We start from the raw sequence: 23,144 nt of genomic DNA, 5'->3' as shown, positions 1-23,144 counted from the left end.
CCCGCCTAGGTGGCTACTGAACCTTGTAGATCCAGATCAGGCTGGAGGTGAGCTCACCGGTGGGTGACCACTGGTACTGGCGCGCCACTCCCCGGCCGTCGTAATTGCGAACGAACTCCAGCAGCGCCGGCCGCGTGATGGCACCGGAGTCGATGCCCTTCAGCATGATCGTGCCCAGGTCGTAGCCCTCACTGCTGTAGGTGCCCGGTTCCTGGTTGAACTTCTGCCGGTACTCCTCGGCGAAGCTGCCCGTGGACGGACCGCACGGGCAGGACAGGATGGCATCCTTCGCCGCGTCGCCGGCCTGCTTGACGAACTCAGGGTCCTTGGCGCCGTCGGCGCTGACGAAGGTGCCGGTGAAGCCGCCGTCCTTGAGCTGTTGCACGAACGGTGCCGCTTCGGCGTAGTAACCGCTGAAGAACAGGGAGTCCGGGCTGGCGCCGTTGATCTGCGTCACCGCGGCCGAGAAGTCCTTGTCCCCCTTCTTCACCGAGATGTTGCACGCGGGGTCGGCGACCGGGCCGAGCGTCTCGCGCACGGTCTGCGCCAGGCCGAGACCGTAGTCGGTGCTGTCGTCGACCACGCACACCTTCTGGTGGCCCAGGGTGTTCTTCATGTAGTTGGCCACCGCGGGTCCCTGCACGCCGTCGTTGCCCAGACCGCGCAAGAAGGTGCGCCAGCCCTTGTCGGACAGCGTCACGTTGGTGGCCGAGGCAGTGGCCGCGACGAGGCCGGCCTGGTTGAACACGTCGCCGGTGGCCATGGTCTCCCCGGAGAAGGCCGGCCCGATCAGGCCGATCGTGAAGGCGTCGTTGATGATCTGCGGTGCGATCTGGGTGGCGCGCTGCGGGTCGCCCTCGGTGTCGAAGGTCTTCAGCTGTACCTGGCAGCCCGGGTTGGCGGCGTTGTGTTTGTCGACCGCCAGCTGGATGCCGTTCTTGATGTTGATGCCCAGCGCGGCGTCCGGCCCGTTGAGCGCACCGGCCATGGCGATCGAGACCGGCGGGCACTGCGCCTGCCCGTCGCCGGCGGGATCGGCGGGTGCGGCGCTTTCGTCGGGCGGCACCTCCGTCCCGTTCTGGTCGATCTGCACCTGCTCGACGATCTTGAGGTCGGTCTGCCCCGTGTCCTCGCCGGGCTCGGACTGTTGGCAGCCCGCCAACGCCAACGCGAGCAGGCCCGCGCTACCGACAGCGACTGCATTCCGTGCTACGCGACCGCGCACGTTTCACCTCCCGATCGAAGTTCTCGTCGGCATCACACCAGCCCAGGGGTTCGGATAGGCGGCGACGCCCCGGGAAGACCTTAGCCAACGCATGGCTGTGGCGCGTGCTGTTGGCACGCGCGTCGCGTGGTCAGGCTTGTCGAATACGACAAACCGCGACTTCGGAAACGCAGTGTTTACCGGACGCGGACGATTTCTCAGCTCGCCGGCGGAGCTTCCTCGGGCGTGTCGAGGTTTTCCAGCACCACTTCGGCGACCCGCTTCATGGTGGTCCGGCGGTCCATCGCGGCGCGCTGGATCCACTTGAACGCCTCGGGTTCGGTCATCTGGTGCTTGGTCTGCAGCAAACCCTTGGCACGCTCGACGAGCTTGCGGGTCTCCAACCGGTCCGACAGGGTGGCGACCTCGTCCTCCAGTGCGGTGATCTCGCGGAACCGGCTGACCGCCACTTCGATGGCCGGGATGAGGTCGGTGACGGTGAACGGTTTCACCAGGTACGCCATCGCGCCGGCGTCTCGGGCGCGCTCGACGAGGTCGCGTTGGCTGAACGCGGTGAGGATGACGATGGGAGCGATGCGCTTGCTTGCGATCTCCGAGGCCGCGTCGATGCCGTCCCGGCGGGGCATCTTGACGTCCATGATCACCAGATCGGGCTTGAGCTGCTCGGCCAGGTCGACGGCTTCCTGGCCGTCACCGGCCTCGCCGACGATCTCGTAGCCTTCGTCGCGCAGCATCTCGGCCAAATCCATGCGGATGAGCGCCTCGTCTTCGGCGACGAGAACGCGGCGTGACTTCTGAGCGTCGGTCGGTGACCCGGTCATGGTGGATATTGTGGCGGTAGCGGCCGCGATCTGCGACGTCGGGTCATCCTCTAAGGTAGAAAGCCGCGGGAACATTCGTCCCGATGCCCTCGTATCCCAACTGGCAGAGGAACTGGACTCAAAACCCAGACAGTGTGGGTTCGAATCCCACCGAGGGCACGCTTTGCACTCTGCGGCCGCTGTGGCACAACGGTTTCCGTCAGGCCGCCGCGTCCGCGCCGGTGTCACCCCCGGCCTTTCCTCCGGTGTCCGCGTCTGAGGCGGCCGTTTCGCCTGCCAGCCGGTCCTTGATGGCGTCGACGGTCGTCGCCTTCTCGACATCGCCTTGGGCGTGTCTGGCACCGCTCGGAGTGCCGTCGGTGTCCGTCACGTCATCCACGTCGAGGTCCACGTCCAGGTCCACGTCGAGGTCCGCGTCGAGGTCCTCGTCATCCAGCACATCCTCATCCACGTCGACCTCCGTGACGTCGACGTCCGTGACGTCGACCTCAGTGAAGTCGACCTCAGTGGCGTCGTCGACCTCGTCCGCGTCGTCCCTGGCGGCGAGCACCTCGACATCGCCCTCGTCGACGACGTCCGACTCGACGGGCTCAGCGGGCGCGACGGGTTCGGTGACCTCGGGCTCGGCCACCACATCGGTCCCGTCCTGAACGACATGGTCGACCGGCGACGGCGCGTCCGTCGCGGTCACGCCGGCCGCCACCGGCGCCGGCTTCCCGAGCGACCCCAGCCAGGCCGCGAGGGCGTTCGCCAACGCGTCGGCGACTTGGGCGCCGACCTGCGCAACGGTCTGCGTCACCGCGGGCACCACCGCGGTCTGCACCGCCGCCGCCACCGACTCGGCCACCTGCTGGACGAGCTTCTGCAGCGACGCGGCCAGCGCCTCGGCGAAACTGTTCGATGTACGCTCTTCGATGATCCACTTGATGACCTCGGCGGCGGGCTTCATCTTCCACTCACCGCTGACCTCATCGAAGTAGTAGAGCCCCATCGAGCCCTGCTCGCTATCGGAGGCGGCCAGTCGGTCGCGCAGCGTGTAGATGAACGCCGGGCCGATCCAATTTCTCCAGTCCGCAGCCAGCTCGCGGAACTGGGCGGGCAGTTGCGCCATCTGCTCATCGGTGAGGCCGTACGCCCAGGTGTTCAGGAAGTCCTCGATGAAGTCGGCCTGCTGCTGGTAGGTGACCATCGAGGTCGGCAGCCCGTATTCGGTTGCCCAGATCTTCACCAGCTCGTCCCCGTTGTCGAGCATCGTCTGGCGCATCTCCAGCAGCGTGCGCAGCGGCGAGATGAAGTTGGGGTTCTGCTCACCGAACGGCCGGTCATAGCTATACGGGTGATAGGACAGCGCGTCGAAGTATCCCTTGGCCCCGTTGGCATACATGGTGCGCACAAAGGTCACCGGATCCATCGTGAAGCCGCCTGCCGACACGACCGCGGCCAGCACCCCCGCGACGACGGTCGCGTTGGGATCGGCGGCCTTGATCGCGGTATAGGCGGCCTTGAGCACCTCGGTGTAGCCGACGGGGTCGACCACCGGAACCCAGGACCGGTAATAGTTGGGCTCGTTCCACACCTCGTAGGCGGAGACGACGCCCGGGTACAGCTCGTTGAAGCGGGTGACCGCTTCACCCGCGAACTCGGCGAACTTCGTCGGATCCGGCGCCACCCCTGGGCATCCGAGGCATCCGCTGCCGTCTGCCCCGCCCCAGTAGGGGGTGGAGTTCAGCACGCCGAGGACGGCCATGTCACGTTCCTGGGCCTGGCTGAGAATGAAGTCGATCCGGCTCCAGTCCTCCGGGAACAGCACTTCCAACGGGCTTCCCGGTTCGGCCTGCTGGATCGCCCCCCACGGAATGAGCACCCGAACCGTGTTGACCCCCAGCGCCTGCATGTCGTCGAAGCGCTTGATGATCTCCTCGTCGGTGAGGTTCGGGTCGTACATGTCCGAATCGGCGATTCCGATCGTCGTGGAATCGTCGTTGATGGTCGCCGTGGGAACGATGTGAAGCGCCGCCGCGTCATAGCTCGGTTTCGGTAACGGCTCGGTCGGCACGAGCAAATTCGTCACATACGCGCACAAGACAGCCAACGGTGCAGCCGCAATCACTGATGCGATTGCCCAGCGCTGCAGACGACGGTTGATGACGGCCCTCATGGCACTCCTGTTCTCGACCAGCGCTACGGCGTTCCTGCGCGATGCATTCAAATTAGCCCATCGAAGATGCGCCAATTGCGCGATTGGAGAACAGGGCGTGATACAAAAGTCACCCCGCCCCTACACCTCCGTCAGACATGCGGGTTTACGCGAATACAGCAAAATCTAGTTAGATCGCTGCAATGTCAAAAAAGCCATTGAAGTCTATCCACAAATAACTCGATTGCCTAGATCAATAGCGGTCACCAAAGGCGAATTGAGGTCTACCCACCACTAGCTTGCTCTAACAGAAGCAACGCCATATAAGTGGAAATTATCGAAGCCGGTGATTTTCAACGAGAGAGGGCGCGTGGTGGTCGATATCGGGAAATCCGGTGTCGTACACGCTGCCGCTCGTGTTTGCGATCGACCTCGGCGGGACACGGTGCACCCGTCTGGCCCCGGGGCTCGACCGCTCGCCCGTAATTCCGAAGGCCCGAGAGGCGGGCAAATTCTCCGATTTTCGGCGATGCGACGACCGGAATTCGGCGGGCAAAGTCGGTTTGCATCCGGTGGTGTCAAAGTCGCAGGTTGTCGCGGACGCACGGCGCTACGCTTTGACTGTGGTGGCGAAGTTCCGAGCCGTCTGCGTGCCGGACCTGGCGCTAGACAGTCGCGCCCCGGCCAGCGCGCGCCACTACACCACCTCGGCCGAACGTCGTCGCCGGGTGCTGAACGTGACCGCGATGATCAGCGCGGCCATCATCGTCTTCTTCGCGATCCAGGGGTGGCTGGTCAATCGGGAGATCTGGTGGATTCCGCTGCTGAATCTCGGCTGCGCGCTCGTATTCTTGATGATCCCGCTCCTCTGCAGGTTCGGGGAACTGGTGGCACCGCTGGTCTTCTTCGCGGTCGCCTATGCCGTCGTCACCGTGCTGTGCGTGTATCTGGGCACCGGCACCGGCCTTCAGCTGTACTTCGTGGTCGCCGCGGCGATCACGGTTGTGGTCCTGGGCATCGACCACCTGGTACTGGCGGCGGTGCTCGCCTCGATCGGCGCCGCCGCGGTCATCCTGCTCGAGTTTCTCGTGCCCAACGACACCGGGCGGCAGCCCCCGTGGGCGTTTCAGACGTCGTTCGTGCTGACCGTGATCAGCGCGTGGATCCTGCTGGTGGCGACCCTCTGGTATGCGCTGCGTGAGATCCGGCGTGCCCGGCTGGCGATGGAGGCCGAATACGACCGGTCCGAACGGCTGCTGGCCAACATCCTGCCCACCACGATCGCCGACCGGCTCAAGGATCCGACCCGCAACATCATCGCCGACAAGTACGACGATGCTTCGATCCTGTTCGCCGACATCGCCGGATACACCAAGCGCGCCAGCGACACCGCGCCCAGCGATCTGGTCCGCTTTCTCGACCGCCTCTACACCGACCTCGACGCGCTCGTCGACCGCCACGGTCTGGAGAAGGTCAAGACCAGCGGTGATTCCTACATGGTGGTCAGCGGTGTGCCCCACCCGAGGGAAGACCACCTCCAGGCGCTGGCCTGTATGGCCCTGGACATGGCCGATGCGGTCGCGGACCTGCGCGACCCGCGCGGTCGCGAAGTGCCGCTGCGTATCGGGTTGGCAGCCGGCCCGGTGGTGGCCGGCGTCGTCGGGGCGCGCAAGTTCTTCTACGACGTCTGGGGCGACGCCGTCAACGTCGCGTCGCGCATGGAGACCACGGACGTGGAGGGCCGAATCCAGGTCCCGCAGAACGTCTACGAGCGGCTCAAGGACAAGTTTCTGTTCGAGGAGCGCGGGCCGGTCGAAGTCAAGGGCAAGGGTCTGATGCACACGTGGTATCTGGTGGGCCGCCGTGACGACGAGGCGGTGCGCAACGCCGTCGAGTTGCAACCGGTCAGCGGTCCGACACCTCGGTCGGCTTGAGCTGCTCGGCCAATGCGGCCAACCGCCACAACGTCTCCCGATTGCGCGGCCACATCGCCATGTCGGAGAGCCGGCTCGGCAGGACGGAAGCCGGCCCGCTCACCGGGAACTCCTCCATCTCCACCCGACAGCCGTCGGGAATATCGCTGAGCCGCAACACGATCCGGGCACCACCGAAGGGGCGGCCCTTGGCGTGCAGCACCAGCTCCTCGAGCGGCTCACTGTGCTCGACAACGGTCACGTCGTTGATCACCAGCGGCCAGACGCCGATGGAGTGGCAGATCTTGGAGCCAGGCTCCGGCCAGTTCGGGTCGACGGCTCGCATCCGGCTGTTGCCGACCACCCATTGCGAATAGGTCCAGCCGTCGGCCAACACATCCCACACCTGCTGGCGCGAGGCGTGGACGTCTCTTCTCACAGTCACGGGGGTGGGATACCCACCCCCGTGCGAAACGATGCGGTCGTATGCGGTTGTGAGGCCAACGGGATCAGACCTTGCGGTTCTCCGACTTGATCAGCCACGCCTGCTTCTCCAGGCCCTCGATCAGCCCGTGCAGGATGTCGGCGCTGGCCGCGTCCTCGGCCTCGACGGCGTCGCGCACCGAGCGAATGGTGTCGACGACGGCATAGGTGCGCCTCGCGATCAGGTCGACGACCTCGCTTGTGCTCTGCTCATAGGCCGGGAACTGCGGAAGCGTCGTGGTGGCTGCCACGGTGTCGGTTCGGCCGTCCGGCACGGCCCACAGTGCGCGCATGCGCTCGGCGACGATGTCGCTGCCCTCGCGGGCGAAGTCGACGAGTTCGTCGAGCTGCAGGTGCAGGTCACGGAAGTTGGTCCCGACGACGTTCCAGTGCGCCTGCTTGCCTTGCAGGTGCAGCTCGATCAGGTCGACGAGCACCCGCTGCAGGTTCGCGCTCAGCTCGGCCGAGGCGACGAATTCTTGGATTTCCTCTTCGGTTCGACGTGCGTTGGTAGTCATGTCTACTTCAACACCTCCTAAATTGGATCCAATCCAGTTTAATAGATGGTGAATATCACACCGACTGCTCTTTTTGCTGGTCCTGCCTTTCGAGCAACCGGGCATAACCCGCTCCCATTCCCAGCAGTACCAGGCCGACGACGATGAAGACCACCACCCGGAAGATCCCGTCCAACGTCCCGAGATCGAACAGGAAGAGCTTGGCCATCGCGGCCGCGACCAGCGCCAGTCCCCCGCCGATCGGTAGCGACCGGTCCGCCCGCGGCACCCGCGCGGCATACCCGAACAGCGCGGCGGCCAGCGCGATCCAGCAGATGGTCGCCGCCATGTGGCCGCCGAAGAAGCCGCCGCCCTCGCCGCCGATCAGCACTCCGGCGGTGACGGTGAGCGCCGTGAGCGCATAGACCACCACGATGGCGGCTCCGGCCCACGCCGTGGAGTCCCGGCCGGGGAACGACCAGACGATCACCACGGCGCAGGCGATCAGCAGCAGGCTCGCGATCACCGTGGAGATGCCCGTGGCCGGCGTCGTCGCGGTCGCTTCGATCAACGAATCCGGCGGGGCGTAGCTCAAGTAGAAACCACCACCCACGATGGCGAACCCGACGGCTGTCCACCTCGCGACCGTCTCGGCGCGCCCGGCCACCGCCACCACCAGCGCCATCGCCAACAGCACCGGCCCGGCGATATGCCCGTCGAACGCGACCAGCACCGCGATCAGCGCCGCGACGGCCGCCAACACCGCCCACACCTGCCGCGCCGCGCCCGCGACCGCAGGCAGCCCCCGACCGGCGAGCACGATCGCCAGCAGTGCCGCCGACAGGGCTGCCGCCATCGCCGCGGCGACCAGCCGACTCGCGGCCAGGCCCACACACAGAACCGGCAGCACACCGGCGGCGGTGAGCAGCGCCATCGCGACCCGGTTCACGGTCCACAGCGACAGGATCAACGCGGCGACGATCGCCAGCACCGCCGCGATGCCGCACGCCAGTGCCAGCGCCATGTCGCGGCCGTCGTCGAAGCTGACCGCGACCAGTGCCAGCAGCAGTGGAACGGTGGCCGCGGCGATGCGCGCCGCGTGCAGCCAGATCCAGTCCTTGCCCAGCTGGACCGGCAACGAGGCGGCCGCCAGCGCGAGCATGAACGCGACCAGCAGCAGATTGATGTCGCCGACCACGATCGGCGCCAGCACCAGCAGCGGGATCAGCACGAGCAGCCCCAGCTGCTGCGAATCCCAGCGTCGCGCCAACGTCAGCCCCGCCCCGCCGATCACCGCAGCGACGACGAGGCCCACCGGTGCGGACACCCAGTCGTAGATCGTGGTGACGGCGATGACGTCCATGTACGCCGCGGCGATGCCGGTGGCCGCCAACGCGATGGCGCCGATGCGCCCACCGGGCCGCGTCCACAACCATCCCGCTGTGCCGACCAGGCCGGCAGCGAGCGCCGCGCCGGCCGCGACACGGATCTCCGGGCGCAGGATGCCGGCCTGCGCCGCAAGCACAAGCAGCAGTACGACGCCGATCAATGTGACCGCTACACCGGCCACGGCGAGCACCTTGCCGATCCAGCCCTCGTCGCGGGGTTGCCGGGGTGGGGCCTGTGGGATCGGCTGCGCCTGTTGCGGCTGGGGGTAATGCGGCGCGGCGTACTGCGGTGGCGCGTACTGCGGCCAGTACGACGCCGTCGGCGCGGGCGTCGCCTGGACCGCCGGTCGCTCGGCCAGCAGCCGGTCCAGCTGGGTCAGGTCGGAGGACACCCTCGCCATGTATTGCGAGATCGCGGCGAAGTCAGCCGACAGTCGGGCGATGACGGCATGCTGCGGTTCGGTCATGGCGACAATCGTCGCAGCTGCGGCACCGATCCCGGATGAGTAGGACTACTCGGATTCCTTGTCCAACCCGTGTTCGATCGCGTATCGGGCCAGCTCGACCCGGTTGGCGACCTGAAGCTTGCGGAACGTGGCCTGCACGTGGTTCTCGACCGTGCGATGGCTCAGCGAGAGACGCGCGGCGATCTGCTTGGCGGTCAACCCTTTCGCGACATGGCGCAAGATCTCGGTCTCCCGTTCGGTCAGGCTCGGCGCCTGCGGGTCCTGTGCGGGGTTCTGCGCGATCCGCCGGTACTCCCCCAGCACCAGGCCGGCGAGGCCGGGCGTGAACACCGCGCGGCCCTCGGCCGTCGCCCGCACCGCCTCGCCCAGGTCCTGCTTGGAGGCGCTCTTGACCAGATATCCGGTGGCCCCCGCCTTCACCGCCTCCAGGACGTCGTCGCGCTCATCGGAGGCCGACAGCACCAGGATCCGCGACGACGGCGACACGGCGAGCACCTCGGCGGTGGCCGTCGCACCGTCGCCGTCGGCAAGCCGCATGTCCATCAGGACCACATTCGGTTGCACCGCGGCGGCCCGGCGCCGGGCGGTCGCGACGCCGTCGGCGGTGGCGACGACGGTGAACCCGTCTTCCTCGAGGTCGCGGGCCACCGCGTCGCGCCAGATCGGGTGGTCGTCGACCACCATCACCGTCGGGGTACCGTCAGTTCCCATTCCGTCCCGCTTTCCGCCCCGGTGGTGAGCTTCGCGCTGCCGCCCAACCAGTTCATGCGTCCCACAATCGATTTGGCGATGCCCACGCGTCCTTCGTTGACCGCCTCGGCCAGCCTGCCGTCGGGAATGCCGACGCCGTCGTCGCGCACGCTGACGGTGACCGCATCACCCAGATCTTCGAGCAACACGAAGGTGTGGGCACCCGGTCCGGCGTGGGCGGTGACGTTGTCCAGCGCGTTGGTCGCCGCCGCGTACAGTTCGCTCGCCGTGTGCGCGTCGAGCAGCACCGGCTCGGCCGGCAGGCTCACCGACACCCGGTCGGAGGCCTGCGTTCGCAGCAGCGCACCGATGTCGGTCATCTGACCCACCCGCGGTTCGGCATCGGCCGAACTGACCAACCGCCGCAACGCCCGCTCCTGCTCACCGGCCATCTCCGCCAATTCCGCGGTGGCGCCGCCGATCTCGCGGCCACGCCGGGACACGAGCGCCAGCACCTGGATCGCGCCGTCGTGCACTTCGCGCGACAACCGCTCCCGCTCCTGCTGGGCTGCCGCCAGCCGGGCCGCCTGATCCAGCTCGGCGTGCGCGCGGCGCGCGGTCTGGGCGGCCATCCCGACCGCGAGACCGACCGCGAGTTCGATGACGATGGTCGCGTTGCCGACCAGATCGTAGTTGACCACGCCCTTCACCACCGTGCCGGCGATCATCACGGCCACCCCGGTGAGCATTCCGGCGATCGGACCCATCAGGATGGCCGCCGAGATCGTGGCGTTGGTGGCCCACAGGGTCGTCGGCAATGACTGGTTCTCCAACGCCCACTGGTCGGAGGCCACCAGTTCGGTGGACAGAATCAACGCCAGCACCACGACGATCTCGGCCAGCACCCAGGAACGGCGGCGGCCGAAGCCGCTCAAGTAGGCGACCGCGCAGGCCGCGCTCCAGGCGATCAGCACGCCGAACAGCAGCCACCCGATCGCGGGCCGGTCCAGCGCCGGGTTGACGGCGATCTGAAAGCCCAGCGCGTAAACGCAACTCAGCAGCCGGAACACCTGGGCGGCGCGCCACAATGGCGTGGCCGGGTCGGGCGCGGATTCCGGCATGGTGTTCACAGCACCTTGGACAGAAACGCCTTCGTGCGTTCGTGTTGCGGGTTGGCGAGCACCTCTCGGGGTGGCCCGCTCTCCACCACGACGCCGCCGTCCATGAACACCAGCTGGTTGGCGACCTCGCGCGCGAAGCCCATCTCGTGGGTCACCACGACCATCGTCATCCCTTCGGCGGCAAGGCGTTTCATCACGCCGAGCACCTCGCCCACCAGCTCGGGGTCAAGGGCGGAGGTCGGTTCGTCGAACAACATCAGCTTGGGGTTCATCGCCAGCGCCCTGGCGATCGCAACCCGCTGCTGCTGGCCGCCGGAGAGTTGCGCGGGATAGGCGTCGGCCTTCGCCGACAGGCCGACCTGTTCGAGCAGATCCCTTGCCCGAGCGATCGCGTCGGCCTTCTTGACCCGTTTGACGTGGATCGGCGCCTCGATGACGTTCTCCAGCGCGGTGCGGTGCGGGAAGAGGTTGAAGTGCTGGAACACCATCCCGATATCGCGCCGTTGTTTGGCGGCGTCTCGCGGGGCCATCTCGTGCAGTTTGTTGCCGCGCTCGCGGTAGCCGATCAGTTCGCCGTCGACGTAGAGGCGGCCGGCGTTCACCTGCTCGAGATGGTTGATGCACCTCAGAAACGTAGACTTGCCCGACCCCGACGGCCCCACCATGCACAGCACCTCGCCCCTGCCGACCTCCAGGGTGATGCCCTTGAGGACCTGAAGGGCGCCGAAGTTCTTGCAAACCTGCTCGGCCTTGACCATCGGCGTCATGGATGCGCCTCGCCCGCGGTCTGCGCCCTGGCCAGTGCTTCGAGTTGTTTGGTCGTCAGCTTGCGCGACGCGCCCCTGGAGAAATACCGCTCGAGGTAGTACTGACCGACCATGAGCACGCTGGTGATCACCAGGTACCAGGTCGCGGCCACCAGCAGCAGCGGAACGGGTTCGAAAGTGCGCGCGGCGATCTCGCGGGAGGTGATGCCGTAGAGGTCCAGGGTGAACGGCACCGCGGTGACAAGCGACGTGGTCTTCAGCATGCTGATGACCTCGTTGCCGGTCGGCGGGATGATGACCCGCATGGCCTGTGGTAGCACGGTGCGGCGCATCGTCATACCCCACGACATGCCCAGCGCCGTCGACGCCTCTGCCTGCCCCTCGGGCACGGAACTGATTCCGGCCCGGATGATTTCGGCCATGTAGGCGGCTTCGTTGAGCGCGAGCCCGAGAATGGCCAGCAGGAACGGGATGGACAGGCTCTGCAGGTCGAGCTCGAACAGCGCCGGGCCGAACGGGACTCCCAGCCGGACGTTCTGGTAGATGGTCGGAATCAGTCCCCAGAACACCAACTGCACGTAGACGGGGGTGCCGCGAAAGATCCACAAGTACACCCACGCAACCGCTTTCAGCACGGGGTTCGGGGACAACCGCATCACCGCGAGCACGACGCCCAGCGCGATCGCGAGCACCATCGAATAGACGGTCAACTGCAGCGTGTTGGCCACGCCGACCTTGAGGACCCGCTCGTTGAACAGGTACTCCCAGTACGTCGACCAGCGGTAGGCCTCGTTGGTCGCCGCGCCGTAGAGGAACAGACCGACCAGGAAGACGATGACGACCGCCGCGAACCAACGCCACGGGTGACGAAGCGGGACCGCGTCGATTGCGGCCGGGCTGTCGGTTGGCGGCGTGTCGACGTGCGTCATGACGCGATCCTCAGTTGATGGCGCCGTTGATGACCGGCTTGTCGATCATTCCGTTCTCGACGCCCCAGTTCTTGGCGATCTGCTCATACGTGCCCGTCTCGATCAGATGCTGGAGCGCCATCTGAAGGGACTGCGCCAGCGGGGAACCCTTCTGTACCGGCCAGCCGTACGGCGCTGAGTCGAAGATCTCACCGGCCGGCTCGAGTTTCCCGTTGCTCTGCTTGATGGCGTAGGAGGTGACGGGTGAATCCGCCGACATCGCGTCCACCTGGCCCAGAATCACCGCGTTGGTCGCCGCGTCCTGTCCGTCGAACGACACGATCTCGATCGGTGGTTTACCGGCGTCGGTGCAGGCCTTGCTCTTGGCGGGCAACTCCTCGACCTCCTCGGTGGTGGTGGCCTGGACCGCCACCTTCTTCCCGCACGCGTTGTTCGGGTCGATGGGATCACCGGGGCGCTGCGCCCACAGGATCCCGGCGTTGAAGTAGGTGACGAAGTCGACCGACTCCTCGCGCTCCTTGGTGTCGGTGAACGACGACATGCCGACGTCGTAGGTGCCGCCCTGAATCGACGGGATGATCTTGGCGAAATCCGACTCCCGGTAATCCGGTGTCAGGCCCAGCGTCGCGGCGATCGCATTCATCAGGTCGACGTCGAAGCCGACGATCTTGCCGCTGGGATCCTTGAACTCGTTGGGCGGGTAGGGAATGTTGACCCCGATCACCAGCTCCCCGGACGACTTGATGGCCTCGGGCACGGTGTTGGCGATCTCGTTGACCTTCTCCGCGGGCGCCGCGGGGGTCGGGCTGGCGGTTTCGTCGGTGGCGGTGTCGCTCGCACAACCCGACAACGCGAGAGCGCCTGCCGCAGCAAACGCCGCGGCGATGCGCCACAGTTTCCCTCGACGGTGTTGACACGCACCTGACACGGTTTGCCTCTACTTTCTGCCTCGCGGGAACCGGTTCGAAGGACCGGTAACGGAACAGTAGTAGAGAGCCAGGTCGGCGGCAGGAGAACTCGGGCGCGCGGCTTATTTCCAGACTTTGGGGCAGTACGTCGGAATCGCGGCCTCGGCGAAGTGCGCGGTTTCGGTCTCGGTCCAGCCCTGATCGTTGGCGAGATGATAGGCCGCGCGCCACTTGGGCGCGTTCTGCCGCGTCCGCGCGAGACAGAAGTCCTTGGCGAGGCGAATGGCCTCAGTCTTGTTGGTGTACGGCACCCGCTTCTGGTCGAGATATTCGATGAACTGATCGTCCTTCTCGTCGGCGTTCGCAGGAGCGACGGCCATCCCCGCACCCGTCGCCACGAGTAAGGCCGCCATCGATGCGGCGGCGCCTCGGCGCAGGGCGGTAAGTGTCATCGTCACTCCTTGTTTGCTCAAGCGCGGTACGCGACTGTGCTCATCGGATGCGTTCGACGGTTCATCGTACCGAATCCGCTCAGTGTTACACGAAATCGGTGTTCGGCGTCTCCGTCGACTGCTTTGCGGGTGGTCACCCCAATGATTTGCGCACACGTCAATTCGTGGCGTGGCGACCGGCGAAATCAGGGCTTTCGATGCTGCTTTGTGCCACACTTCGCGCATGGAAAGTCCCGCACCACCCAACCTGTTGCAGCATCTCTGGAAAGCCACGTTGCTGTCGGGCGTGCTCGCCTTCATCCTCGGGGTTCTGGTGCTCGCCTGGCCCGGCATCACGATCATCGTCTTGGCGATCTTCTTCGGCGCCTATCTGTTGATCGCCGGCATCGCGCAGGTGGTGTTCGCGTTCAGCCTGCACGTGTCGGCGGGCGGGCGGGTGCTTCTGTTCATCAGTGGCGCCGCCGCGCTGATCCTGGCCGTGCTGTGTTTCCGAAGTCTGCAGGAGTCGATCCTGCTGCTGGCGATCTGGATCGGGGTCGGGTTCATCTTCCGCGGTGTGGCCACCGCGGTGTCGGCGATCAGCGATCCCACCTTGCCCGGCCGCGCCTGGGAGATCATCGTCGGCGTCATCAGCCTGATCGCCGGTGTCGTCATGCTGGCGTTGCCGTTCGAGTCGCTCGCGATCCTCGTGTGGGTCTCCGGCATCGCACTGGTCGTCGTCGGCGTGTTCGAGGTGGTGTCCGCGTTCGGCATCCGTAAGGCGTCCAAGGACCTCGGAATCGAGAATCCGCCGGCCGCGCCCGAGACGCCCGGCACCGAAGCGCCGGTGAGCTAACGCACACTGACGTCTACTACGCCTTGTCGTAGGCTGGTTGCACAGCCACGGGGAAGAAGGGCAGATGGACGCGCTCGATGTTGCGCGGTGGCAGTTCGGTATCACCACCGTGTACCACTTCATCTTCGTCCCGCTGACGATCGGGTTGGCGCCGCTGATCGCCGTCATGCAGACCGCATGGCTGGTGACCGACAACCCGGCGTGGTATCGGCTGACCCGGTTCTTCGGCAAGCTGTTCCTGATCAACTTCGCGCTCGGGGTGGCCACCGGGATCGTCCAGGAGTTCCAGTTCGGCATGAACTGGAGCGAGTACTCCCGCTTTGTCGGCGACGTCTTCGGCGCTCCGCTGGCGATGGAAGGGCTGGCCGCGTTCTTCTTCGAATCCACGTTCATCGGGCTGTGGATCTTCGGGTGGAGTCGACTCCCCCGGTTGGTCCACCTCGCCTGTATCTGGGTGGTGGCCATCGCAGTGAACATGTCGGCGTTCTTCATCATCGCCGCCAACTCGTGGATGCAGCATCCCGTCGGGGCGCGGGTCAACCCCGACACCGGCCGGGCCGAATTGACCAGCATCGTGGCGCTGTTCACCAACAACACCGCGATCGCCGCGTTCGCGCATGCGGTGTTCGGCGCCTTCCTCACCGCGGGCACGTTCGTGGCCGCCGTCTGCGCGTGGTGGATGGTGCGGGCCCACCGGCAGGAACCGACGGCCGACGCGCAGCACCTCTACCGGCCCGCCGCGGTGCTCGGCTGCCTGGTCGTGCTGGTGTCCAGCGTCGGGCTGGTGTTCACCGGGGACGTGCAGGGCAAGCTGATGTTCGAGCAGCAGCCGATGAAGATGGCCTCCGCGGAATCGTTGTGCCACACCCAGACCGATCCGGGCTTCTCGATCCTCACGGTCGGCACGCACAACAACTGCGACAGCGTCGTTCACCTCATCGAGATGCCGTATGTCCTCCCGTTTCTCGCCGAGGGCCAGGTCAGCGGTGTGCGCCTGGAAGGCGTCAAGGATCTGCAGGAGCAGTACGAGGAGAAGTTCGGGCCCGGCGACTACCGCCCCAACCTGTTCGTGACCTACTGGTCGTTCCGGGTGATGATCGGGTTGCTCGCCATCCCTTCGCTTTTCGCGCTGGCCGTGCTGTGGTTCACCCGCGGTGGCCGAATTCCGCGGTCCCCCTGGTTCACCCGCTTCGCGCTGCTGACACTGCCGGCCCCGTTCCTGGCCAACAGCGCGGGCTGGATCTTCACCGAGATGGGCCGCCAGCCCTGGGTGGTGGTGCCCAACCCGACCGGTGACTCGATGATCCGGTTGACCGTCGCCGAAGGCGTCTCGGGGCACGCGGCGGGCACCGTGGTGCTGTCGCTGGTCACGTTCACGGCGGTGTACGCGGTCCTGGCCGTGATCTGGTTCTGGCTGATCCGGCGCTACGTCGTCGCGGGACCGACCGAACACGACTCCGAACCGGTGCCACCCCATCCACCTGCCGACGACGACGTGGCGCCGCTGTCGTTCGCGTACTGAGGAGGTGTCGGCGCATGTGGCTGCAGGAACTGTGGTTCGTCGTGATGGCCGGATTGTTTCTGGGCTTCTTCGTCCTCGAGGGATTCGACTTCGGCGTCGGCATGCTGATGGCGGCGTTCGGCCGTGCCGCCAAGGGCGACCCCGAGCAGCACCGGCGTGCGGCGCTGAACACCATCGGCCCGGTGTGGGACGGCAACGAGGTGTGGCTGATCACCGCGGGCGGCGCGATGTTCGCCGCGTTTCCGGACTGGTACGCCACCTTGTTCTCCGGGTTCTATCTGCCGCTGCTGGCGATCCTGCTGGCGATGATCCTGCGCGTGGTCGCGATCGAGTGGCGCGGCAAGATCGACGATCCGGTCTGGCAGAAGTGGGCCGACGTCGGCATCGCCGCCGGCTCATGGGTGCCCGCGCTCCTGTGGGGCGTGGTGTTCGCGGCGCTGGTTCAGGGGCTGCCGGTGGACGCCGACAAACAACTGCAGCTTTCGTTCGGCGACCTGTTCAACGCCTACACGTTGCTCGGCGGGCTGGCGACCTGCGGCCTGTTCCTGCTGCACGGTGCCTCGTTCATCGCGCTGAAAACCGATGGCGCACTGCGCAGTGACGCGTTGCGCTTCGCGACGATCCTCGCGTTGCCCGTCACGGCGGCGGTCGGCGGCTTCGGGCTGTGGACCCAGCTGGCCCACGGTAAGGACTGGACCTGGATCGTGCTGGCCTTCGCGGTGCTGGCCCTGCTGGCCGCGATCACCCGCATGGTCAGCGGCACGGGCGACGGCTGGGCCTTCACCTACACCACGATCGTCGTCGCCGCGGTGGTGGTTCTGCTGTTCGGTGCGCTGTACCCGAACGTGATGCCGTCCACGCTGAACCCGGACTGGAGCCTGACGATCTACAACGCGTCGTCGAGCCCGTACACGCTGACGATCATGTCCTGGGCGGCGCTCGCGTTCGCCCCGCTCGTTCTGCTGTATCAGGGCTGGACATATTGGGTGTTCCGGAAACGGATCTCGGCCCACCACATTCCGCCGCCCGCCGGCTTGCCGAGGCGGTAGCCGTGAACCTCGTGCGCGCGTCCGCGGCCATGCGCCGTTACCTGGCCACGTCGGTGGCCTGCGGCGTCGTCATCGCGGCCGCCACCATCGCATCGGCGGTGGTGCTGGCGCGCATCGTCGCCGGTGTGATCACCGACCCCGCGTCGCGCAACCTGTCGACCTGGACCGGCGAACTGGCAATCCTGGTGTCGCTGTGGCTGGTTCGGATGCTCGCCCAATGGGGCCAAGGCCGTCTCTCCCAAGCCGGCGCCACCGCGGTGATCGCCGACCTGTCCGATCAGGTGCTACGCACTGTCACCGATCTGCCCCCGCGCCGCCTTGCCGCCGAACGGGATGCGGCGGCCGTTGTGATCACCCGCGGCCTCGACGGCCTGCGCCCGTTCCTCACCGCCTATCTGCCCGCGGCGTTCCTGGCCGGCATCCTCACGCCGGCAGCGGTGTTGACGATCGCCGTCTACGACTGGCCGTCTGCCGTCGTCGTGTTGATCGCGCTGCCGCTCATCCCGATTTTCATGGTGCTCATCGGGCTGCTGACCAAGGACCGTTCGGCGGCGGCCCTGGCCGCGATGACGACGCTGCAGTCGCGGCTGCTCGACCTGGTGGCCGGCATCCCGACGCTGCGGGCGCTCGGGCGCGTCGGCGGTTCGGCGCAACGAATCGCCGAACTCGGTGCAGCACACCGACGCTCGGCGATGGCCACGCTTCGGATGGCGTTTCTGTCGGCGCTCGTGCTGGAACTGCTGGCCACGCTCGGGGTGGCGCTGGTCGCGGTCGGCATCGGGTTGCGCCTGGTGTTCGGTGAGATGTCGTTGACGGCGGGGCTGACGGCGCTGCTGCTGGCTCCGGAGGTGTTCTGGCCGCTGCGCCGCGTCGGGGTGGAGTTCCACGCCGCCCAGGACGGTAAGGCCGCCGCGGACAAGGCGTTTCGTCTGCTCGACACGCTGCCGCACCGCGCGGCGGGCACCCGCACCGTCACGGCGCGCGGTGCCACCATCCACCTCGACGCGCTGGACGCGGACGTCGAACCGGGCAAGGTCACCGTGCTCACCGGACCGAACGGTGTCGGCAAGAGCAGCCTGTTGGAGACCATCCTCGGGTTACACCCGGGCCGGGTCCTCGTCGACGGTGTCGAGGTCACCGATCTCGCCCCGCGGGACTGGTGGCGGCAGGTGGCGTGGTTGCCACATCGGCCGGTGCTGATCCCCGGCAGCGTCCGCGAGAACCTCGAGCTGTTCGGGCCGTTGCGCGACATGCAGAGTGCCTGTCAGGCAGCGGGCTTCGACCAGGTGCTCGCCACGCTGCCCGACGGTCTGGACACCGTGCTGGGCCGCGGGGGTGTCGGGTTGTCGTTGGGCCAGCGGCAGCGGCTCGGGCTGGCCAGGGTGCTGGGTTCGCCTGCCCCGATCCTGTTGCTCGACGAGCCGACATCGCACCTCGACGCCCACATGGAAGCGCGGGTGCTCGACGCGATCGTGGCGCGGGCCCGCGCGGGTGCCACCGTGCTGGTCGTCGGCCACCGCGACGCCGTGTGCGCGATCGGCGACCGGGTGCTGCACATGGGGAGGCTCGTTCATGCTTGAGCTGCTGCGGCCCCGGCTCGCGCGACTGTCACTGGCGGTCGTGCTCGGGGTGCTGTCGCTGGGCAGCGCGCTGGCGCTGGCCGCGATCTCGGCGTGGCTGATCACCCGGGCATGGCAGATGCCGCCCGTGCTGGATCTGACGGTCGCTGTGGTCGCGGTGCGCGCACTGGGCATCTCCCGCGGTGTGCTCGGTTACTGCCAGCGCCTGGCATCCCACGACACCGCCCTGCGGTCGGCCGCAGACGTTCGCGAAGCCTTGTTCCGCCGGCTGGCCGACGCGCCCGCGGAGGCGGCGTCGCGGCTGCCGAGCGGCGAGCTGGTGGCCCGTATCGGCGGCTCGGTCGACGAGTTGGCCGATGTGCTGGTGCGCGCCGTGCTGCCGATCGCCGTGGCCGCGGTGCTCTCGACGATCTCGGTCGCGGCGATCGCGGTCATCTCCCCGGCGGCGGCCGCGGTGCTGGCCATCTGCCTGTTCGTCGCGGGAGTCGTCGCGCCGTGGACCGCCGCGCGTGCCGCGGCGGCCGCTGAAGCCGTTGCCGCGCAGCATCATTCCGGTCGTGATGTCGCGGTGATGCTTGCGCTCGAGCACGCTCCCGAGCTTCGCGTCGGGGGCCGTCTGGACGATGTCATCGCCGAAGCCGGCCGCAGGCACCGGCAGTGGGGCCGCGAGGCCGACCGGGCGGCCGCTCCGGCCGCCATGGCCACCGCCGCACCGACCGCGGCGATCGGGCTCAGCGTGCTGGGCGCCGTCGTCGCCGCGATTGCGCTCGCGGATGCCGTCGCCCCGACGACGCTGGCGATCCTCATGTTGCTTCCGCTGTCGGCGTTCGAGGCGACGACCGCACTGCCCGCTGCCGCAACGCAACTCACCCGCTCCCGCGTCGCCGCCCGCCGGATCAGCGAACTGACCGCGCCCGCCGAGCGGGTCCGCCCGCCGGCGACCCCGATCGAACTGGCACCGGGGGCGCGGCTCGCGGTGCTCGGCGCCAGCGGCTCGGGCAAGACCACGCTGCTCATGGCGATGGCCGAAAACCCGTCGGAGACAGCATTCTTCGCCGAGGACGCGCACCTGTTCGCCACCACGGTGCGCGACAACCTGTTGGTCGCCCGCGGGGACGCAACCGATGACGAACTGCGAGATGCCCTGCACCGCGTCGGACTTGGCGAGTGGCTCGAGGCGCTGCCCGACGGGTTGTCCACGGTCCTCGTCGGCGGTGCGGCTGCGGTCTCCGCCGGGCAGCGCAGGCGACTTCTGTTGGCGCGCGCGCTGATCTGTCCGGCGCCGACGGTGCTGCTGGACGAACCCACCGAGCACCTCGATGCCGAAGACGGCCAGCAAATTCTCACCGCGCTGCTCACCCCCGGCGAGCTGTTCGGCGCGGACCGCACTGTCGTCGTCGCCACCCACCATCTGCCCGAACATGTTCGCTGTCAGACCCTGAACCTCGACGTCACCGGGGTAACCTCGTCGGTATGAGCGAGCCGGAGAAACCCGAGACGCCGCCCCCAGCTCAACCACCGCCCGGCCCTGCGCAGTACGGGCCGTATCCCGGCAGCTATCCACCTCCCCCGCCGCAGCCCTATGGCGCCTATGGCGGATACGCGCCGCCGCCGACCGGACCCAAGAACGGCTTCGGCATCGCCGCCCTGGTGATCGCGATCGTCGCGCTGGCCTCGGTCATCTTCGGCGTCGTGCTCGGTGTCGTCGCGATCATCTTCGGTTTCCTCGGCTGGGGCAGGGCCAAGCGCGGCGAGGCGACCAACGGCGGTATGGCCGTAGCGGGCATCGTGCTGGGGATCGTCAGCATCATCGAGGCGATCGCGGCGATCGCGCTTCTGGTGTGGGGCTTCGACCGCGCCGGCGGCACCGACTATCTGGACTGCGTGTCGCGGGCGGGTAACGACCAGGTGGCGCTCGAACAGTGCGCCGACGAGTTCCAGCAACGCGTCGAAGACCAGTTCTCGATGGAACCGACCCGCTAGCGGTTGGCTCCCGGGAAGTACTTGACGATGCCTTCCTGCACCACGGTCGCCACCAGCTGACCCGACGGGTCGAAGAAGTGCCCGGTCCCCAGGCCGCGCGAGTCGGCGGCCACCGGCGACGACGTCGAATACAGCACCCAGTCGTCGAACCGCACCGGCCGGTGAAACCACACCGAATGGTTGGTGGTGACCGCGAAGATGCGGTCGAACCCCCACGAGAGCCCATGGGTCGTGATGATCGAGTCGAGGACCGTGGTGTCCGACGAGTACACCAATGCCGCGGCATGCACGACGGGGTCGTCGGGCATCTGGCCCAGCGCCTTCATCCAGACCCGGTTGTGCGGCAGCTTCTCCCCCTTCTTGCGCATCACCCAGGTGGGGTCGTTGGTGTAGCGCCAGTCGATCGGCCGCAGCGCGTTGACGAAATGCGGCACCACGTCCTCATAGCCGCGGAGCAGATCGTCGACCGGCGGCACCGACATCGGGTCGGGCAGGTCGGGCGGTGCGATGCCGTGCTCGAGGCTGCGGCCGCCGGACAGATAGGACACCATCGCCGTGGTCAGCAACTGACCGTCCTGCATGACGTCGACGCGGCGGTTGGCGAACCGGCGCTCATCGCGCAAGCGCACGACGTGGAACTCGAGGTCCTTGTCCGGGTCGCCACCAGCGATGAAGTGCACCGACAGCGCGCTCGGCGGGTTCGGATGGCTCAGGCTCCGGCTGGCGGCCATGAACGACTGCGCCATCATCTGACCACCGAAGGTGCGTACCGGGTTCTTGCTCGGGTGCGAGCCGACGTAGACGTCGTCGTCGACCTGCTTCAGGTCCAGAATCGCCAGCAGTTCGTCGAAGTCTGCGGAGTTGGCTGCTGATCGCTCGGGCCGCTCGTCGGAAGGCACGGGCCTGTTTATACGTCCTCCTCGCCGATGCGATGCACGTGGATCATGTTGGTGGACCCCACGGTGCCCGGCGGGGCGCCCGCCACGATGATGATCAGGTCGCCGCGCTTGTAGCGCCCCAGCTCGAGCAGCGATTTGTCCACGTGCTGGATCATGCCGTCGGTGGTCTGGATGTGCGGCACGATGAATGTCTCAGTGCCCCAGGTCAAAGCCAGCTGGCTGCGGATCTCGGGCAGCGAGGTGAACGCGAGCAGCGGCAGCGGCGTGTGCAGCCGGGCCAGCCTGCGCACGGTGTCGCCGGACTGGGTGTAGGCCACCAGCGCCTTGGCGTCGAGTCGCTCCCCGATGTCGCGGGCGGCATACGAGATGACGCCCCGCTTGGTCCGCGGCACGTGGGTCAGCGGCGGCGCGGCCACCGAGTTCTCCTCGACCGCGGAGATGATGCGGGCCATCGTCTTGACCGCCTCCAGCGGGTACTTGCCCACCGAGGTCTCGCCGGAGAGCATCACGGCGTCGGTACCGTCGAGCACCGCGTTGGCGACATCGGATGCTTCTGCCCGTGTGGGTCGGGAGTTTTCGATCATCGACTCCAGCATCTGGGTCGCGACGATGACGGGTTTGGCGTTCTCCCTTGCCATTTGGATGGCACGCTTTTGGACCAGTGGGACCTCTTCGAGTGGCAGCTCCACGCCGAGGTCGCCACGCGCGACCATGATCCCGTCGAACGCCAGCACGATCGCCTCGAGGTTGTCGATGGCTTCGGGCTTCTCCAGTTTGGCGATGACGGGGACGCGCCTGCCGACGCGGTCCATCACCTCGTGCACGACCTCGATGTCGGCCGGCGAGCGAACGAACGACAGCGCCACGAGGTCGACGCCGAGGCGCAACGCGAACTCCAGATCCTCGACGTCCTTTTCGGACAGCGCGGGTGCCGTCACGTTCATCCCCGGCATCGACATGCCCTTGTTGTTGCTGACCGGACCGCCTTCGGTGACGATGCACACCACGTCGTTGCCGTCGATGCTGTCCACCACGAGGCCGATATTGCCGTCGTCGACCAGAACCCGGTCGCCGGGCTTGGCGTCCTGGGCCAACCGCTTGTAGGTGGTCGACACCCGGTCGTGCGTGCCGTCCAGGTCGTCGATGGTGATGCGCACGATGTCGCCGGTCGCCCAGTAGGTCGGCCCTGCGGCGAACCGGCCCAGCCGGATCTTGGGTCCCTGCAGATCGGCGAGGATGCCGACGGCGCGACCGGATGCGTCGGAAGCGGCGCGGACGCGCTTGTAGGTGGCTTCGTGATCGGGGTAGCCGCCGTGGCTGAAGTTCAGCCGTGCAACGTCCATGCCGGCGTCGACCAGCGCCCTGACGGTTTCGTCAGTCGCGGCGGCCGGCCCCAACGTACAGACGATCTTCCCGCGTCTACTCACGACCTCTCAGCATAGTCGTTGATCGATTCAGATGCCGAGTCGCCGCCATGA

21 protein-coding genes and 1 tRNA gene are annotated in these 23,144 nt (G+C 67.2%); 8 read left to right on the top strand and 14 right to left on the bottom strand.

Features of this window, described 5'->3' with window-relative positions:
* Window positions 1-13 precede the first annotated feature (13 nt).
* Window positions 14-1,225, bottom strand: a complete 1,212-nt coding sequence (locus MELE44368_RS20245) for a branched-chain amino acid ABC transporter substrate-binding protein (protein WP_128110140.1) — start codon at window positions 1,223-1,225, stop codon at window positions 14-16.
* A 197-nt stretch (window positions 1,226-1,422) separates the two neighbouring features.
* A complete protein-coding gene (locus MELE44368_RS20240) occupies window positions 1,423-2,046 on the bottom strand; it encodes a two-component system response regulator PdtaR (protein WP_128110139.1) in 624 nt (207 codons plus the stop codon).
* Between the two features lie 85 nt (window positions 2,047-2,131).
* Between MELE44368_RS20240 and MELE44368_RS20235 the strand changes: the two genes are divergently transcribed.
* Window positions 2,132-2,205, top strand: a tRNA-Leu gene (locus MELE44368_RS20235).
* Between the two features lie 40 nt (window positions 2,206-2,245).
* Here MELE44368_RS20235 and MELE44368_RS20230 read toward each other — a convergent pair.
* Window positions 2,246-4,117, bottom strand: a complete 1,872-nt coding sequence (locus MELE44368_RS20230; protein WP_164890175.1) for a cellulase family glycosylhydrolase — start codon at window positions 4,115-4,117, stop codon at window positions 2,246-2,248.
* A gap of 683 nt (window positions 4,118-4,800) precedes the next feature.
* On the opposite strand from MELE44368_RS20230, the gene MELE44368_RS20225 reads away from it, so the two are divergent.
* Complete coding sequence (locus MELE44368_RS20225; protein ID WP_409366142.1) at window positions 4,801-6,117, top strand: adenylate/guanylate cyclase domain-containing protein; 1,317 nt, start codon at window positions 4,801-4,803, stop codon at window positions 6,115-6,117.
* Here MELE44368_RS20225 and MELE44368_RS20220 read toward each other — a convergent pair.
* The 9 genes from MELE44368_RS20220 to MELE44368_RS26750 all read right to left on the bottom strand — a co-directional run bounded on the left by MELE44368_RS20220 (window position 6,089) and on the right by MELE44368_RS26750 (window position 13,798).
* Window positions 6,089-6,541: an SRPBCC family protein gene (locus MELE44368_RS20220; protein ID WP_128110137.1), complete on the bottom strand. Its 453-nt coding sequence runs from the start codon at window positions 6,539-6,541 to the stop codon at window positions 6,089-6,091. The genes MELE44368_RS20225 and MELE44368_RS20220 overlap by 29 nt on opposite strands.
* 64 nt (window positions 6,542-6,605) lie before the next feature.
* Window positions 6,606-7,097: a Dps family protein gene (locus MELE44368_RS20215; RefSeq protein ID WP_128110136.1), complete on the bottom strand. Its 492-nt coding sequence runs from the start codon at window positions 7,095-7,097 to the stop codon at window positions 6,606-6,608.
* A gap of 55 nt (window positions 7,098-7,152) precedes the next feature.
* Entirely contained in the window at window positions 7,153-8,931 is a 1,779-nt protein-coding gene (locus tag MELE44368_RS20210) for a DUF2339 domain-containing protein (RefSeq protein ID WP_128110135.1), read from the bottom strand.
* Window positions 8,932-8,976: 45 nt separating this feature from the next.
* Window positions 8,977-9,642, bottom strand: a complete 666-nt coding sequence (locus MELE44368_RS20205) for a response regulator (protein ID WP_128110134.1) — start codon at window positions 9,640-9,642, stop codon at window positions 8,977-8,979.
* Window positions 9,615-10,742, bottom strand: a complete 1,128-nt coding sequence (gene macS, locus MELE44368_RS20200; protein ID WP_206613816.1) for a MacS family sensor histidine kinase — start codon at window positions 10,740-10,742, stop codon at window positions 9,615-9,617. Before macS ends, MELE44368_RS20205 begins: the two co-directional genes overlap by 28 nt.
* 5 nt (window positions 10,743-10,747) lie before the next feature.
* Entirely contained in the window at window positions 10,748-11,500 is a 753-nt protein-coding gene (locus tag MELE44368_RS20195; RefSeq protein WP_206613821.1) for an amino acid ABC transporter ATP-binding protein, read from the bottom strand.
* A gap of 5 nt (window positions 11,501-11,505) precedes the next feature.
* Window positions 11,506-12,438 (bottom strand): amino acid ABC transporter permease, encoded by a 933-nt coding sequence (locus MELE44368_RS20190; protein WP_046754271.1) that lies wholly within the window; start codon window positions 12,436-12,438, stop codon window positions 11,506-11,508.
* Between the two features lie 10 nt (window positions 12,439-12,448).
* Window positions 12,449-13,366, bottom strand: a complete 918-nt coding sequence (locus MELE44368_RS20185) for an ABC transporter substrate-binding protein (RefSeq protein WP_206613815.1) — start codon at window positions 13,364-13,366, stop codon at window positions 12,449-12,451.
* A gap of 102 nt (window positions 13,367-13,468) precedes the next feature.
* Complete coding sequence (locus MELE44368_RS26750) at window positions 13,469-13,798, bottom strand: DUF732 domain-containing protein (RefSeq protein ID WP_164890174.1); 330 nt, start codon at window positions 13,796-13,798, stop codon at window positions 13,469-13,471.
* A 223-nt stretch (window positions 13,799-14,021) separates the two neighbouring features.
* Between MELE44368_RS26750 and MELE44368_RS20175 the strand changes: the two genes are divergently transcribed.
* The 6 genes from MELE44368_RS20175 to MELE44368_RS20150 all read left to right on the top strand — a co-directional run bounded on the left by MELE44368_RS20175 (window position 14,022) and on the right by MELE44368_RS20150 (window position 20,767).
* Complete coding sequence (locus tag MELE44368_RS20175) at window positions 14,022-14,633, top strand: HdeD family acid-resistance protein (protein WP_164890173.1); 612 nt, start codon at window positions 14,022-14,024, stop codon at window positions 14,631-14,633.
* 64 nt (window positions 14,634-14,697) lie between these two features.
* Window positions 14,698-16,155 (top strand): cytochrome ubiquinol oxidase subunit I, encoded by a 1,458-nt coding sequence (locus MELE44368_RS20170; protein ID WP_128110131.1) that lies wholly within the window; start codon window positions 14,698-14,700, stop codon window positions 16,153-16,155.
* Between the two features lie 14 nt (window positions 16,156-16,169).
* Complete coding sequence (gene cydB, locus MELE44368_RS20165) at window positions 16,170-17,204, top strand: cytochrome d ubiquinol oxidase subunit II (protein WP_128110130.1); 1,035 nt, start codon at window positions 16,170-16,172, stop codon at window positions 17,202-17,204.
* A 29-nt stretch (window positions 17,205-17,233) separates the two neighbouring features.
* The gene (gene cydD / locus MELE44368_RS20160) at window positions 17,234-18,784 is read left to right on the top strand and encodes a thiol reductant ABC exporter subunit CydD (RefSeq protein ID WP_128110222.1); all 1,551 of its coding nucleotides are present in this window, start codon (window positions 17,234-17,236) and stop codon (window positions 18,782-18,784) included.
* A complete protein-coding gene (locus MELE44368_RS20155) occupies window positions 18,777-20,261 on the top strand; it encodes an ATP-binding cassette domain-containing protein (protein WP_128110129.1) in 1,485 nt (494 codons plus the stop codon). Before cydD ends, MELE44368_RS20155 begins: the two co-directional genes overlap by 8 nt.
* Window positions 20,258-20,767 (top strand): DUF4190 domain-containing protein, encoded by a 510-nt coding sequence (locus tag MELE44368_RS20150; RefSeq protein ID WP_128110128.1) that lies wholly within the window; start codon window positions 20,258-20,260, stop codon window positions 20,765-20,767. Before MELE44368_RS20155 ends, MELE44368_RS20150 begins: the two co-directional genes overlap by 4 nt.
* On the opposite strand, the gene MELE44368_RS20145 is transcribed toward MELE44368_RS20150, so the two are convergent.
* Together MELE44368_RS20145 and pyk are read right to left on the bottom strand one after the other, a co-directional pair.
* Window positions 20,764-21,666, bottom strand: a complete 903-nt coding sequence (locus MELE44368_RS20145) for an acyl-CoA thioesterase II (protein ID WP_128110127.1) — start codon at window positions 21,664-21,666, stop codon at window positions 20,764-20,766. The genes MELE44368_RS20150 and MELE44368_RS20145 overlap by 4 nt on opposite strands.
* Before the next feature lie 8 nt (window positions 21,667-21,674).
* Complete coding sequence (gene pyk / locus MELE44368_RS20140; protein WP_128110126.1) at window positions 21,675-23,093, bottom strand: pyruvate kinase; 1,419 nt, start codon at window positions 23,091-23,093, stop codon at window positions 21,675-21,677.
* Between the last annotated feature and the right edge of the window lie 51 nt (window positions 23,094-23,144).

Origin of the sequence: Mycolicibacterium elephantis DSM 44368, assembly GCF_004014805.1 — a bacterium.
Lineage (GTDB): Bacteria > Actinomycetota > Actinomycetes > Mycobacteriales > Mycobacteriaceae > Mycobacterium > Mycobacterium elephantis.
The sequence above is the reverse complement of the archived record's forward strand: the minus strand, read 5'-3'. Positions and strand labels throughout refer to the sequence as shown.

What these genes read in the sequence shown, in the direction of transcription:
- MELE44368_RS20240 (WP_128110139.1), bottom strand. Translation starts at nt 2,046, where the DNA reads ATGACCGGGTCACCGACCGACGCTCAGAAGTCACGCCGCGTTCTCGTC.
- MELE44368_RS20215 (WP_128110136.1), bottom strand. Translation starts at nt 7,097, where the DNA reads ATGACTACCAACGCACGTCGAACCGAAGAGGAAATCCAAGAATTCGTC.
- MELE44368_RS20210 (WP_128110135.1), bottom strand. Translation starts at nt 8,931, where the DNA reads ATGACCGAACCGCAGCATGCCGTCATCGCCCGACTGTCGGCTGACTTC.
- MELE44368_RS20205 (WP_128110134.1), bottom strand. Translation starts at nt 9,642, where the DNA reads ATGGGAACTGACGGTACCCCGACGGTGATGGTGGTCGACGACCACCCG.
- macS (WP_206613816.1), bottom strand. Translation starts at nt 10,742, where the DNA reads ATGCCGGAATCCGCGCCCGACCCGGCCACGCCATTGTGGCGCGCCGCC.
- MELE44368_RS20195 (WP_206613821.1), bottom strand. Translation starts at nt 11,500, where the DNA reads ATGGTCAAGGCCGAGCAGGTTTGCAAGAACTTCGGCGCCCTTCAGGTC.
- MELE44368_RS20190 (WP_046754271.1), bottom strand. Translation starts at nt 12,438, where the DNA reads ATGACGCACGTCGACACGCCGCCAACCGACAGCCCGGCCGCAATCGAC.
- MELE44368_RS26750 (WP_164890174.1), bottom strand. Translation starts at nt 13,798, where the DNA reads ATGACACTTACCGCCCTGCGCCGAGGCGCCGCCGCATCGATGGCGGCC.
- MELE44368_RS20175 (WP_164890173.1), top strand. Translation starts at nt 14,022, where the DNA reads ATGGAAAGTCCCGCACCACCCAACCTGTTGCAGCATCTCTGGAAAGCC.
- MELE44368_RS20170 (WP_128110131.1), top strand. Translation starts at nt 14,698, where the DNA reads ATGGACGCGCTCGATGTTGCGCGGTGGCAGTTCGGTATCACCACCGTG.
- cydB (WP_128110130.1), top strand. Translation starts at nt 16,170, where the DNA reads ATGTGGCTGCAGGAACTGTGGTTCGTCGTGATGGCCGGATTGTTTCTG.
- cydD (WP_128110222.1), top strand. Translation starts at nt 17,234, where the DNA reads ATGCGCCGTTACCTGGCCACGTCGGTGGCCTGCGGCGTCGTCATCGCG.
- MELE44368_RS20155 (WP_128110129.1), top strand. Translation starts at nt 18,777, where the DNA reads ATGCTTGAGCTGCTGCGGCCCCGGCTCGCGCGACTGTCACTGGCGGTC.
- MELE44368_RS20150 (WP_128110128.1), top strand. Translation starts at nt 20,258, where the DNA reads ATGAGCGAGCCGGAGAAACCCGAGACGCCGCCCCCAGCTCAACCACCG.